Raw genomic sequence first — 13,273 nt, 5'->3', positions numbered from 1 at the left:
ACAATGAGATCGTACTTCCTGCTGTTTTGCCTGGGCATTGCAGTATTGTCGTGCTCGGGCGATTCCGGTCAGGAACCTCCTCCCGATCCGGGAAATCCGGAAGAACCGGAGGAGCCGCAGGTTCCCGATCCCCTCACCGATGAGGAGATCATGGACCTGACGCAGGAGACTACCTTCCGTTATTTCTGGGATTTTGCCGAGGCAAACTCCGGGGCGGCAAGGGAACGCTATCACCCCGATGACCCCGGTAACAGCGAGCACGTAGTGGCCACCGGGGGCAGCGGCTTCGGACTGATGGCCATTCTGGTGGGTATAGAGCGTGGTTTTATATCCAGGAGTGAGGGCATCGGCCGGCTGACCGGCATCCTGGAGTTCTTTGAAAATGCAGATCGCTTTCACGGTGCCTGGCCGCACTGGATCAACGGTGCCGACGGAAGCGTACTTCTTTTCAGTGACCAGGACAACGGGGGAGACCTCGTGGAAACCGCTTTTTTTGCCCAGGGGCTCATCTGTGTAAAGGAATATTTTAAAGACGGACCGGAAGAAGAAACCGCCCTGGCCGACAAGGCAGACCTGCTTTGGAAAGGGATAGAATGGGACTGGTATACCCAGGACAGGAATACGCTGTACTGGCATTGGAGCCCCGATCACGGTTTTGCCATAAACCTGGAGCTGAAAGGGTATAACGAGACCCTGATCGCCTATGTACTCGGTGCGGCATCGCCGGGTCACACCATTCCGGCAGAAGCCTATCACCAGGGATGGGCGGGAAATGGCGATATTGTTTCCGGACATTCCCAGTACGGTTTTCCGCTGGTTCTCGACCATGCCGGGGCACCGAATTACGGAGGCCCCCTGTTCTGGGCGCATTATTCCTACCTGGGGTTAAATCCTATGGGGCTGTCTGACCAGTACGCAGATTACCGGGAACTCAATGTCAGCCACAGCAATATCAATTACCGGTATTGTGTGGAGAACCCCAACGGTTATACCGATTACGGCCCGGACTGCTGGGGATTGACAGCCAGCTATACCCGGCAGCCCGACGGTACTACGGGGTATAGTGCCCATAAGCCCGCCAGTGACACGGGGGTGATTTCTCCTACGGCAGCCATAAGTTCCATTCCGTATACCCCTGAAGAATCACTGGCAGCCATGCATTTTTTCTACAGTAAAAAAGATATATTGCTCGGTCCTGCAGGTTTTTACGATGCCTTCAGTCCGGAATACGGTTACTGGGTGGCAGAGGCTTATCTCGCTATAGACCAGGGGCCCCAGATCATTATGATAGAAAATTACCGGAGCGGATTGCTCTGGAACCTGTTTATGCGGAATGAAGACGTTCGCAACGGGTTGACCAAACTCGGATTTACAAGTTCAGAAATACCATGAATAGAAAGAAAACATTATTACTTATTGCAGCGATGGCCGGACTGGTCTCCTGTGCGGAGAAAAAGAAACCGGATGCAAAGACGGAGCAACGCCCCAATATCATTTTTATAATGACCGACGACCAGGCCAGGCGCACCGTGAGTGCGTATGACAATGCCATTAATCACACTCCGAATATAGACCGGATCGCAGAAGAAGGGGCCATTTTTACCAACAGTTTTGTCGCCAATTCCATATGCAACCCGAGCAGGGCTTCCATACTCACGGGAAAACACAGCCACAAGAACGGGGTGGTGGGAAATGCATCGCCCTGGGATAACACGCAGGCGGGTTTTCCCGGGCTGTTACAAAATGCGGGCTATACTACCGCATTGATAGGTAAATGGCACCTCAACAGTCCGCCGGGAGAAACCTTCGACTTTTCCTGCCGGCTGACCGGCGCGGGAAAACAGGGGTTTTATTACAATCCCGAATTCGAATACGGGGACGGAAAAAAGGAAACCCTGGAAGGGCATGCTACCGACCTGGTAACCGACAAGGCCCTTGACTGGCTCTCCGGGAATACCGGGAAGGAAGGAGATGATCCCTTTGTGCTGTTTGTGCAATATAAGGCACCTCATGTTCCGAGAATGCCGGAATTCCGTTTTCTGGACCGGTATGTGAACGATACCTTTCCCGAACCGGAAACACTTTTCGACGATTACAGCACCAGGACGTCAAGTGCTGCCGGGGCCAGAATGGGATTTGATTACAGGCCGTTGCCCCTGCTGGAAGACCACGATCCTTCCGATAATATTTACTATTCGAGGATGACGGAGGAGCAACTGCGGAAATGGCATGGCTACAAAGATCCGGAGACCAGGGAATACCTGGAAATGAAAGAAAAGGGATTGCTGGAAGGAGATGCCCTGCGACGTTTCGAATACCAGAAGTTTATCAAGGATTATCTCCGGATGATAGACGGAGTGGACGAGAATGTGGGGAGATTGCTGGCCTGGCTGGATGAACACCCGGAGATCAGGGACAACACCCTGTTGGTATATACGTCAGACCAGGGCTTTTTTACCGGGGAGCACGGCTGGGCAGAAAAACGGTTTATGTATGAAGAATCCCTCCGGCCGCCACTTGTCATGAGATGGCCGGGGCATATAGCGCCGGGAAGCGAGATAGACGAAATGGTACAGAACATCGATTTTGCACCTACGTTCCTGGATGTCGCAGGAGTGGCTAAACCGGAGGAGATACAGGGGCGGTCCTATCTGTCCTTACTGGAAGGGAACAGCCCCGCCGAATGGCGGAACAGCATATACTATCACTATTACGATCACGGCCTGCACGGTGTGGCACGTCATGACGGGGTGCGGACCGACCGGTATAAGCTCATTCATTTCTATACCGGCGACGAATGGGAGTTTTACGACCTGGAAAAGGACCCTGGTGAAACGGATAACAGGTATGATGACGAGGAGTATAAAGAGATTGTCGGCGAACTCAGGAATGAGCTGGAGCGTTTGCGGGAAACCTATGAAGTGCCCCCGGCCCATTTTCAGCCCCCGTATGTCAAGTCGGGAAACGACCAGAAATTATAGGTGCCGTACCGTACGGGATACGGGAAGAAAAAGATATCCGCAGTTGCCGGCGGGTTTAAAAACAAAGATACAATGATGAATATACGAACGGTTTTATCTCTTTTATGCCTGGTGTTATACACGGCACTTTCCTCTGCGCAGGATCACAGCCTGTATCAGCAAAGGGAATTTGTTTCCGGGAGCGACACCCTTTTATATCGCGTACTGTACCCGGAAGACTTTTCGGAAAGCAGGGAATATCCGGTGGTGCTTTTTATGCACGGAGCGGGGGAAAGGGGAAACGATAATAACACCCAGCTGACCCACGGCAGTAAACTGTTTGTACAGGATTCCGTGCGGAAACGTTTTCCGGCCATCGTCATTTTTCCGCAGTGCCCGAAAGACGATTACTGGGCCAATGCCCGGATAAACAGGGACAAGACCCCGTTGAAGATCAGGTTCCGTTACGGGCGAAAACCCACCAGGGCACTCGGGCTGGTGATGCGGATGATGGATAGTATAACGGAAGCGCCCTATGTAAAGCAGGACCAGGTATATGTTATGGGACTGTCGATGGGGGGAATGGGGACCTTTGAGCTCCTGTACCGGAAACCCGGGATGTTTGCGGCAGCGGTTCCTGTCTGTGGGGGAGGTAAACCCGCGTCGGTAAAGGAATACGCCACACAGGTGCCGCTCTGGATATTTCACGGGGCCAGGGATAATGTCGTAGACCCGGTATTTTCGGTAAGGATGGTGGAAAGGTTGCTGAAGGAAGGTGGCACTCCCCGGTTTACCTTGTATGAAAATGCCAATCACAACAGTTGGGACCCGGCATTTGCCGAGCCGGAACTGCTGCCCTGGTTGTTCTCCAAAACTATGGAAATCAGAAATATAAAATAGCTATGAAAAGAATTTCGATATTTTTACTGCTGGTGTCGGCCCTGAGCTCCTGTTCGGATGGTCCGGTGCAACCGGATCGTGAAAAGGACAGTGTATATACCCGGAAGGCTGATTCCGTTCTGGGGCTTATGACCCTCGAAGAAAAGATCGGGCAGACCGTATTGTTTACCAGTGGCTGGGACGTTACCGGACCTTCCATGGACCCTAATTATAAAACCTATCTGAAAAACGGGAATGTAGGGGCCGTATTCAATGCTTTTACTACGGAGTACAACAGGGAACTGCAACGGATAGCCGTGGAGGAGACCCGGTTGGGAATACCCTTGATGTTCGGTTATGACGTCATTCACGGGCACCGTACCATTTTCCCTATTCCCCTTGGAGAATCGGCCAGCTGGGACCTGGATCTTATGGAAAAAACAGCGCGGATAGCAGCTGTGGAAGCATCTGCAGAAGGGATCAACTGGACCTTCGCTCCCATGGTCGATGTGGCGCGTGATGCCCGTTGGGGGCGTATAGCCGAAGGGGCGGGAGAGGATACCTACCTGGGGTCACTTATCGCCGTAGCCCGGGTAAAGGGGTTCCAGGGCGACGACCTTTCGGCCAGCAATACCATTCTGGCCTGTGCCAAACACTATGCCGCATACGGGGCGGCCATGGCCGGAAGGGACTACAATACCGTAGATATGTCTGAAAACGAACTCCGTACCACCTATTTGCCCCCTTTCAAGGCGGCCCTGGATGCAGGGGTGGCTACTTTTATGAATTCCTTTAACGACCTGAACGGGGTGCCAGCTACGGGAAACAGCTTTCTCCTTCGCGATATTCTCAAGGGAGAATGGGATTTCGATGGTTTTGTGGTCACCGATTATACCTCTATCAACGAAATGGTGCCTCACGGATATGCCAGGGATGAGAAGCATGCAGGTGAAATAGCCATGAATGCAGGAGTGGACATGGACATGCAGGGAGGTATTTACATGAAATACCTCAAGGCGTCGATAGAAGAGGGAAAAGTTGAGGAATCGGACCTGGACGATGCGGTACGGCGTATACTGGAGATGAAATTCAGGCTCGGACTTTTTGACGATCCGTATCACTACCTCGATGCCGACAGGGAGAAAGAACTGGTACTGAATGACGAGCACCTTGAAGTGGCAAGAGATGCCGCCCGGAAATCCATGGTACTGCTCAAGAATGACAATGCTGTTTTGCCGCTCTCCGAAGATAAAAAGGTTGCCCTGATAGGACCATTGGTAAAAGATGAAAAGAATATCATAGGAAACTGGGCCGCTGCCGGCGATCGTAACGGTACGGCAGTGAGTGTCTATGAAGCGTTTGAAGCGCGTTTCGGTAAGGAAGATCTGCTGTTCGCCGAAGGGTGCAAGGTGCTGGGAGACGATACTTCCGGTTTTGACGAGGCGGTTGCTGCGGCCCGTAAGGCGGATGTAGTGGTTATGGTCCTGGGCGAACTGGAAGGAATGACCGGGGAGGCTGCAAGCCGGACCGATATTAATCTGCCCGGAAAGCAGAAAGCCCTTATAGCTGCCGTAAAGGCCACGGGAAAACCCGTAGTGCTGGTACTGATGAACGGAAGGCCGCTTTCGCTCGAATGGGAAAACGACACGGCAGATGCCATTGTGGAGGCCTGGTGGCCCGGGACCATGGGAGGTCATGCCGTGGCGGATGTATTGTATGGGGACTATAATCCCTCCGGTAAGCTCACGGTAAGTTTTCCGAGAACGGTAGGGCAGTTGCCCCTGTTCTATAACCATAAGAATACGGGAAGGCCCATACCTCCCGACGATCCGGACCAGAAATACGTTTCACGCTACCTGTATACGCCCAATACCCCGCTTTATCCTTTCGGTTACGGACTGAGCTATACCTCGTACTCCTACAATGCGACGGCGGACAAGAAAACGATTACCCCCTCAGATACCCTGGAAGTCACTGTAAAAGTGACCAATATGGGAGAACGGGACGGGGAAGAGGTCGTACAGTTGTACCTTCGCGACAAGGTAGCTTCCGTAACGCCCCCCGTACGGTCACTCAAGCGTTTTGAAAAGGTAGCGGTGAAGAAGGGACAGACCAGGGAACTCACATTCAGACTTACTGCAGACGACTTGAAATTTTATAACGAAGACCTGGAGTTTGTTCATGAACCCGGGGTTTTCGAACTCTTTGTAGGTGCCAATTCCGATTGTCCTTTGGTACACACGTTTGAACTTGTGGAGGAGTGAAAACCGGTTGAACGCTGAGATCGTGCTTTACGGCGTATTTTTTCTGTCAGAAACCAAAAAAGCCGGCTTGAATTTTCAAGCCGGCTTTTTTTAGTGCTATAGCAGATTGTTTGCTATTATGCGCCCTTTTCGATTACCTTCCCCTTGATCTTAAGGGCGATGGTAGAAGTTTCTGCATTTGAAGTCACGTTTACGGTCTTGCGGATAGGGCCGACCCTATTGGTATCGTATTTGACCTCTATACTTCCTTTGGCTCCGGGTTGTACCGGGTCTGATGTCCATTTGGGAACAGTACAGCCACAGGAACTGGTGACATTGGATATAACCAGGGGAGCATTTCCCGTATTGGTAAATTCAAAGACCCGGACCCCGTTACTGCCCTGTTCGATTTCACCGTAATCTATGGTGTCCTCCTTAAAATCGATTTTCGCTACTTTTTCCTGAGCGTGTACGGATAGGGTTAACGCACTGATAAACAGAAAAATTGCTAATTTTTTCATGAGTTCTGAATTTGTGGCAGCCTGCATGGCAGACTGTCTGATTATCTTAACTAATCAAGTTTAAAATGGGGCTAAAGTTAACCACTTTTTCCACTTTTCCAAAATTATGGTCTATTTACTCGCTAAGTGAGATTTAAATGGTTCTCCCCGGGATGTGTTATATGTCTTATTTTCGGTACGTTTGCTGTCCGAAGTGCATTTACTCCCGACTTCTGGCTTCTGACTCCCGACTATTTTCCCGTTTCGAGATTCGCAAACATACGATGTGCCGTACGCCTTATTTTCTTTGTTTATGTCGCTTTTATAATCTTTCAGATATGACTACTTTTGCTCCATTAAAGACAAAAATCGTTCCATACAATGAATATTCCATCAAAATATGAAGCTTCCAGGATAGAGGAGAAGTGGTATGCCTACTGGCTGGAAAACGGTTATTTTCATTCCGAACCGGACCATCGGAAGCCCTATACGATCGTTATACCCCCGCCCAATGTCACCGGGGTGCTGCATATGGGGCATATGCTGAATAATACCATACAGGATGTTCTGATACGCCGGGCCCGTTTGAAGGGATATAATGCGTGCTGGATACCGGGTACGGATCACGCTTCTATTGCTACAGAGGCCAAAGTAGTGGCCAGGCTGAAAGAGAAAGGAATAGGAAAGAATGATCTTTCCCGTGAGGACTTTCTGGAACACGCATGGGACTGGACCAGGGAACACGGGGGGATTATCCTGGAACAGCTCAAAAAACTGGGCGCCTCTTGCGACTGGGGCAGGACGAAGTTTACGATGGATGACGATATGTCGGCCTCTGTGATCAGGGTTTTTGTCGATCTGTATAATAAAGGGTTGATTTACAGGGGGTACAGAATGGTGAACTGGGACCCGGAGGCCAGGACCACATTGTCTGATGAAGAGGTTATACACGAGGAACGACAGGGGCTTTTGTATTATATCTCCTATCCGATAGAGGGAGAGGATGAAAAAATAGTGATCGCGACCACCCGTCCGGAGACCATTCTTGGGGATACGGCGATCTGTATTAACCCGAATGACGAACGGTATCGTCATCTGAAAGGCAAAAAGGCCGTGGTGCCCGTCTGTAACCGGGTGGTGCCCATAATATTTGACGAATATGTGGACATGGAATTCGGGACGGGATGCCTGAAGGTGACTCCTGCGCATGATGTGAACGATAAGAATCTCGGGGATACCCACGGTCTGGAAGTTGTCGATATTCTTAATGAAGACGGGACTTTGAATGCCCACGGCTTACACTATGAAGGAAAAGACCGTTTTGTGGTCCGCAAAGAGATCGCCGGGGAACTGGAGGAGAAAGGGTATCTTCTGAAAACCGAAAAACACCTGAATAAAGTGGGAACTTCCGAAAGGACCAAAGCGGTTATAGAACCCCGCCTTTCCGACCAGTGGTTTCTCAAAATGGAAGCACTGGCCAAACCGGCCCTTAAAGCGGTACTGGAAGATGAGGAGATCCGGCTGTTCCCGAAAAAATTCGAAAATACGTACCGGCACTGGATGGAGCATATCCGCGACTGGAATATTTCGAGGCAGTTGTGGTGGGGGCAACAGGTTCCGGCCTATTATTACGGGGAGGGAAAAGAGGATTTTGTCGTAGCCGAATCGGCAGAAGAAGCATTGTCTCTCGCCAGGGAAAAAACGGGAAATAAAGCGCTTGCCGCTTCGGAGCTCAGGCAGGACCCCGATGTGCTCGACACCTGGTTTTCTTCCTGGCTCTGGCCTATCAGTGTGTTTGGAGGGATATTGGAGCCTGATAATGAAGAGATAAAATATTACTACCCGACCAACGACCTGGTGACTGGTCCGGATATCCTGTTTTTCTGGGTGGCGCGGATGATCATGTCGGGCTATGAATACCGCGGTGAAAAACCCTTTACCAATGTATATCTCACCGGGCTTGTACGGGACAGCCAGCGACGCAAGATGTCGAAGTCGCTTGGAAACTCGCCGGATGCCCTGAAACTTATTTCCGATTACGGGGCCGATGGGGTCCGGGTGGGGCTGCTATTGAGTGCGGCTGCCGGGAACGACCTTCTTTTTGATGAAGCGCTGTGCCAGCAGGGGAAAGGTTTTGCCAACAAGATATGGAATGCCTTCAGGCTGGTAAAGGGATGGGAGGTGTCGGAGACCGAAGCGCAGACCGAAGTGTCCGAAATCGCTGTAAAATGGTACAGGTCGAAATTCAGTCAGACCCTTGCCGAAATAGAGGATCACTACGGCAAATACAGGATATCGGATGCCCTGATGGCCACTTATAAACTGGTGTGGGATGATTTCTGTTCCTGGTTCCTCGAAATGGTAAAGCCGGTATACGGCCGGCCGGTCGGTAAGGAGACTTATGATAAAGTTATCCGGATCTTTGAGGATAACCTCAGGATATTACATCCCTTTATGCCATTCCTGACCGAAGAAATATGGCAGCATATGGAAAAGCGCAGTGCGGAGGAGGCCCTGGTCGTTGCCCGATGGCCGGAAGGGCAGGACGTCGATACGGAACTGCTGGACGGATTTTCTTTAACTACTGAAGTAATCTCCGGAATACGGACGGTGCGAAAGGAAAAAAACATACCGTTTAAGGAGTCCCTGGAACTGTATACCGTGGGTACACAACATGATTTTGACGGTAAACTGGCAGAAGTGGTCCGCAAGCTCGGGAATGTTTCCGCAATAGGGAAGGCACCTGAAAAGAGTACGGGAAGTGTATCGTTCAGGGTCGGGGCCAGTGAATATTTTATTCCGGTAAACAGCGCTGTAGATGTGGAAGCGGAGATGGAAAAACTCGAGGAAGAGCTGGTTTATGTAGAAGGTTTCCTCAAATCGGTCAGGGGTAAACTGGCCAATGAACGGTTTGTCAATAATGCGCCCGAAAAGGTGGTGGCCATGGAAAAACAGAAGGAGGCGGATGCCCTGGCCAAAATAGCCACCATAAAGGAGAGCCTCGCTAATTTACAATAAAATAAGATTTTTCTTTCTTTTTTATTCGCGGTATATGAGTTTTCCGCATAAGGCCGGTATAGTCGTGGCGTGGTGATTAATATGCTGATTATTAGTTTTTTATTTTGTTTTTCTTAGGAAAAACCCCTATATTTAGGGGGCAATATGCCAAAAAAAGATTAAAAAAGTTATTAAATTTAGAGAAAACTGTATTACATTCGCATTAGCATTTGTATATTTTAGGAAACAATCATTTAAGAAATTTATTACTAAACACTTGATTATGATTATGAAAAAGTTAATGTACACATCACTGTTTGTAGGGTTATTTGCTACTGGCATTACTGCGCAGGAGATGAATACTGCTGAAGCTCCTGCTGAAGCCCCGCAGGCCGACTTTAACAAGTGGTCTATTGAGGTGAACGGAGGTGTCAACAAGCCCCTTCGTCCGATTGCGGGTGGATACTTTACCAACACGCCTGACTTTCTTCACCTCGACCTCGGAGCCCGTTACATGTTTAACGAAAAATTCGGTTTGAAACTGGATTTCGGGTACGACAAGTTCGAAAGCGATGAGAATTCCATGGACTTCGAAAGCAAGTATTACAGGGTCAGCTTGCAGGGGGTGGCCAACCTGGGAAGGATCATGAACTGGGAAACATGGACCAAGACTTTTAACCTCTTGGGGCATGCCGGTGTGGGATATTCTTCACTGAGCCCTGACCAGGGACCCATATCTGATGATAACGATGCCATGGCCAACGTAATCGCAGGTCTTACCGGGCAGATCAGGCTGGGAGATCACGTAGCCCTTACCGCTGATGTTAGTGGTATAGGACACGCGCTTCAGGATTACACCTTTGACGGGACAAACAAAACATCAACACGTGGTTTTAACGGGATGATGATGACCGGGTCACTGGGTCTTACTTTCTACCTCGGAAAAGCCAAGCAGCATGCTGACTGGTATCTCAGGGAGAACGAAGCCATCGATAACCTGACCATGCGTGTAGATGATATCGAAGGAATGCTTCAGGATACCGATCGTGACGGTGTGCCGGATTACCTGGATCAGGAGCCGAATACGCCTACAGGAGTTTCTGTTGACCGATATGGTAAAGCCAACGACCTGAACGAAAACGGTGTACCGGACGATCTCGAAGGAGCGCTTGACATGAGATATGCTTCCAAAGAAAGCCTGGATGGCCTTGATAAAGGAGGAGATCCTGTTAAGAAGCTGTTGAGCGACGGATATGTTAATGTTTACTTCGGTTTCGGAAGCAGCAAACCTGCAGTGTATTCTTTCGATGCGATCAACTATCTGGTAAGATACATGAACGAGAACCCTTCAGCTCAGGCAGAACTTCTCGGGTATGCTGATGAGATCGGTGGAGACGGACAGTACAATACTTCACTCTCTGAAAGAAGGGCGAAAGCAGTTTACGATATCCTCGTAGCTTCAGGTGTGGATGAGTCAAGACTTTCTTACGAAGGTATGGGAATAGACAGCAGTGTTGATAAGAGCTCTGCAAACGCCCGTCAGATCGTAAGACGAGTAACTTTCAAATTGAAATAATCGATCGATGATCGATGTTGTAAAGACGCAAAATCTTGCGTCTTTACGAAAACAAATAATTAAAGGCCTCCGGAATTTTCCGGAGGCCTTTTTTTGTGGGTATCGGGATGTGTGGGTGATGTGATTATAAAATGGTATATGAATCTCACCTCATGCCGGATTACATTTTATATGTAGCCTTTCAATAATATGGTAGAGGTGGTATATTGGCATATCGGGAAGTGTGGAATATAGAATAATATCGGGGTGGGGATGCATGGGATACAAATTAGCGGGGATGGTGGGGAGGTGGTTGCTGAGATAGGAGGTATAGAGATGTATGAATGTATGGAATGTGGAGACGCAGGATTTTGCGCCTCTACAGGTTTTTGAAATGGGCCATGACCAGGTCGATATATTTTTCCTTTGCTTCCCTTTCCGAAACATTCCTGGCCTGGAAAAGGGCATTGGCCTTAAAGGCATTGATAAGGGGCTTCCTGCTTCCGGGGTTGTCGTAATTTTTGTTGGCTATTTTATAATAGGCATAAAGGCGCAACAAAAAATCTGCAGGTAAGGGGGCGGTGTAATTATTGACGCGCTCAACGGCATCTTCAAAAGCCTTGTCCAGAGTGTCGTCATTCATTTCCTTGGTGTTCATCATTGTAGAAAAATATAGAGTGGGGTGTTTATTTCTCGGCTATGATGTCTATTCCTCCTTTGACATGCTGGTTGAGCCGGACTTTTATGCTGGCATCCGGGGGTAACAGAAGATCCACCCTGGATCCGAATTTGATAAAGCCGGCATCCGATCCCTGTACGGCAATGTCACCGGGTTTTGCATAGTTTACAATACGTCTGGCCAGTGCGCCGGCAATCTGTTTGTACATGACCTCTCCCCACACGGGATTTTTAACGACCACGGAAGTACGTTCGTTATCTTCGGATGATTTGGGGTGCCATGCCACGAGATATTTCCCGGGGTGATATTTGCTGTATACTACTTCGCCGCCCAGGGCATAACGGGTAACATGTACATTCACGGGAGACATGAAAATGGATACCTGAAGCCGCTTTTCGTTAAAATATTCCTTTTCCATCACCTCTTCTATAACTACGACCTTTCCGTCTACCGGGGCTATGATATGCTGTTCATTGAGAAGGGTTTTCCGCTTCGGGTTCCTGAAAAACTGGAGGATGAGTACAAATGTGATAATTGCAGCTGTCTGCAATAAGATCCCAAGCCATTTGACGGGAATGAGGTGCTCTGCTCCCAATACTACAAGTACCGTAAGAAAAAAAGCAGCGAGGATGATCCGGTGTCCTTCTTTATGAAACATGATTAAAGATTTGAATGGTCAGATATACAAAAGGCGCCATAAAGATAAGGCTGTCCAGCCTGTCCAGCAACCCCCCGTGGCCAGGAAGTATGGCTCCGCTGTCCTTAACGCCGGCAATTCTCTTGAATTTGGATTCTACCAGGTCTCCGATACTGCCCGTAATAACGACAATCAGTGCTGTTATGATCCATTGAAAGGTGTTCATGTTACTGTTGTAATTTGCAATGATATAGGCTCCCAGTACCGAGAAAACGAGCCCCCCGAGAAAACCTTCGACGGTTTTGTTCGGCGAAATACTCGGAAACAGTTTGGTACGGCCTATGGTCCTTCCTACCAGGTAGGCAAAGGTGTCATTGGTCCAAACCAGTATAAAAATACCTATTATAACAAACTTGGCAAAAAAATTATCCTTGTTTTGATAAGGGATCATCGTCAGAAAAACACATCCCGCCCCGATATACAGTAGGGCGAGGAAGAATTTGTGAAGCTGGGAGAGCTTTTTCAGCTGGTTGCCGGAAAACAGGGCTGCGGTAAGCAGCAGGTTTGTTATTATGGCGGCTGCAAGCAGGACGTAGACCGCCAGTTGCTGCTGAACCAGGTGAACGAATAGCCACCAGAGAAACAGAAAAGCGATAAAGATATAATAATGCCTGAGCTTGATGAGCTTTTTGAATTCATAAAGACAGACCAGCCCGAATGATAAAAAGAGGAAATTGAAGGCGTGACTGCTTAAAAAGACAGCAGATAACAGCAGGAAAACATAGAGGATGCCTGTAATGGAACGGGCGAAAAGGTCTTTCAT

The 13,273-nt window shown here is 49.2% G+C and carries 10 protein-coding genes; 6 read left to right on the top strand and 4 right to left on the bottom strand.

Annotated features, from left to right (window positions below; translation table 11 throughout):
* Positions 1 to 3 precede the first annotated feature (3 nt).
* From DN748_RS13445 to bglX, 4 genes are all read left to right on the top strand, one after another.
* Positions 4 to 1,392: a glucoamylase family protein gene (locus DN748_RS13445; protein ID WP_112372346.1), complete on the top strand. Its 1,389-nt coding sequence runs from the start codon at positions 4 to 6 to the stop codon at positions 1,390 to 1,392.
* Positions 1,389 to 2,981, top strand: a complete 1,593-nt coding sequence (locus DN748_RS13440; RefSeq protein ID WP_112372345.1) for a sulfatase family protein — start codon at positions 1,389 to 1,391, stop codon at positions 2,979 to 2,981. Before DN748_RS13445 ends, DN748_RS13440 begins: the two co-directional genes overlap by 4 nt.
* A gap of 72 nt (positions 2,982 to 3,053) precedes the next feature.
* Positions 3,054 to 3,860 carry a carboxylesterase family protein gene (locus DN748_RS13435; RefSeq protein WP_317047429.1) on the top strand — a complete coding sequence of 269 codons (807 nt, stop codon included), beginning with the start codon at positions 3,054 to 3,056 and terminating at the stop codon, positions 3,858 to 3,860.
* 2 nt (positions 3,861 to 3,862) lie between these two features.
* A complete protein-coding gene (bglX, locus tag DN748_RS13430; RefSeq protein WP_201741479.1) occupies positions 3,863 to 6,103 on the top strand; it encodes a beta-glucosidase BglX in 2,241 nt (746 codons plus the stop codon).
* A 116-nt stretch (positions 6,104 to 6,219) separates the two neighbouring features.
* On the opposite strand, the gene DN748_RS13425 is transcribed toward bglX, so the two are convergent.
* Positions 6,220 to 6,603, bottom strand: coding sequence for a DUF1573 domain-containing protein (locus DN748_RS13425; protein WP_112372425.1), 384 nt, complete (start codon positions 6,601 to 6,603; stop codon positions 6,220 to 6,222).
* 360 nt (positions 6,604 to 6,963) lie between these two features.
* Here DN748_RS13425 and DN748_RS13420 point away from each other — a divergent pair, with 360 nt between their 5' ends.
* Positions 6,964 to 9,600, top strand: coding sequence for a valine--tRNA ligase (locus tag DN748_RS13420; RefSeq protein WP_112372344.1), 2,637 nt, complete (start codon positions 6,964 to 6,966; stop codon positions 9,598 to 9,600).
* Between the two features lie 268 nt (positions 9,601 to 9,868).
* A complete protein-coding gene (locus DN748_RS13415; RefSeq protein WP_112372424.1) occupies positions 9,869 to 11,155 on the top strand; it encodes an OmpA family protein in 1,287 nt (428 codons plus the stop codon).
* Between the two features lie 358 nt (positions 11,156 to 11,513).
* On the opposite strand, the gene DN748_RS13410 is transcribed toward DN748_RS13415, so the two are convergent.
* From DN748_RS13410 to DN748_RS13400, 3 genes are read right to left on the bottom strand one after another with little or no spacing between them, the layout of a single operon-like run.
* The gene (locus DN748_RS13410) at positions 11,514 to 11,777 is read right to left on the bottom strand and encodes an acyl-CoA-binding protein (protein WP_112372423.1); all 264 of its coding nucleotides are present in this window, start codon (positions 11,775 to 11,777) and stop codon (positions 11,514 to 11,516) included.
* A gap of 43 nt (positions 11,778 to 11,820) precedes the next feature.
* Entirely contained in the window at positions 11,821 to 12,471 is a 651-nt protein-coding gene (locus DN748_RS13405; RefSeq protein ID WP_112372343.1) for a phosphatidylserine decarboxylase family protein, read from the bottom strand.
* The gene (locus tag DN748_RS13400; RefSeq protein ID WP_112372342.1) at positions 12,461 to 13,273 is read right to left on the bottom strand and encodes a phosphatidate cytidylyltransferase; all 813 of its coding nucleotides are present in this window, start codon (positions 13,271 to 13,273) and stop codon (positions 12,461 to 12,463) included. The genes DN748_RS13405 and DN748_RS13400 overlap by 11 nt, the downstream gene beginning before the upstream one ends.

It is taken from the genome of Sinomicrobium soli (assembly GCF_003285545.1).
Taxonomy (GTDB): Bacteria; Bacteroidota; Bacteroidia; order Flavobacteriales; family Flavobacteriaceae; genus Sinomicrobium.
This window is presented reverse-complemented; position numbering and strand designations above follow the sequence as displayed.

Coding starts and splice junctions, on each gene's coding strand:
- DN748_RS13445 (WP_112372346.1), top strand. CDS start 4: ATGAGATCGTACTTCCTGCTGTTTTGCCTGGGCATTGCAGTATTGTCG.
- DN748_RS13440 (WP_112372345.1), top strand. CDS start 1,389: ATGAATAGAAAGAAAACATTATTACTTATTGCAGCGATGGCCGGACTG.
- DN748_RS13435 (WP_317047429.1), top strand. CDS start 3,054: ATGATGAATATACGAACGGTTTTATCTCTTTTATGCCTGGTGTTATAC.
- bglX (WP_201741479.1), top strand. CDS start 3,863: ATGAAAAGAATTTCGATATTTTTACTGCTGGTGTCGGCCCTGAGCTCC.
- DN748_RS13425 (WP_112372425.1), bottom strand. CDS start 6,603: ATGAAAAAATTAGCAATTTTTCTGTTTATCAGTGCGTTAACCCTATCC.
- DN748_RS13420 (WP_112372344.1), top strand. CDS start 6,964: ATGAATATTCCATCAAAATATGAAGCTTCCAGGATAGAGGAGAAGTGG.
- DN748_RS13415 (WP_112372424.1), top strand. CDS start 9,869: ATGAAAAAGTTAATGTACACATCACTGTTTGTAGGGTTATTTGCTACT.
- DN748_RS13410 (WP_112372423.1), bottom strand. CDS start 11,777: ATGAATGACGACACTCTGGACAAGGCTTTTGAAGATGCCGTTGAGCGC.
- DN748_RS13405 (WP_112372343.1), bottom strand. CDS start 12,471: ATGTTTCATAAAGAAGGACACCGGATCATCCTCGCTGCTTTTTTTCTT.
- DN748_RS13400 (WP_112372342.1), bottom strand. CDS start 13,273: ATGAAAGACCTTTTCGCCCGTTCCATTACAGGCATCCTCTATGTTTTC.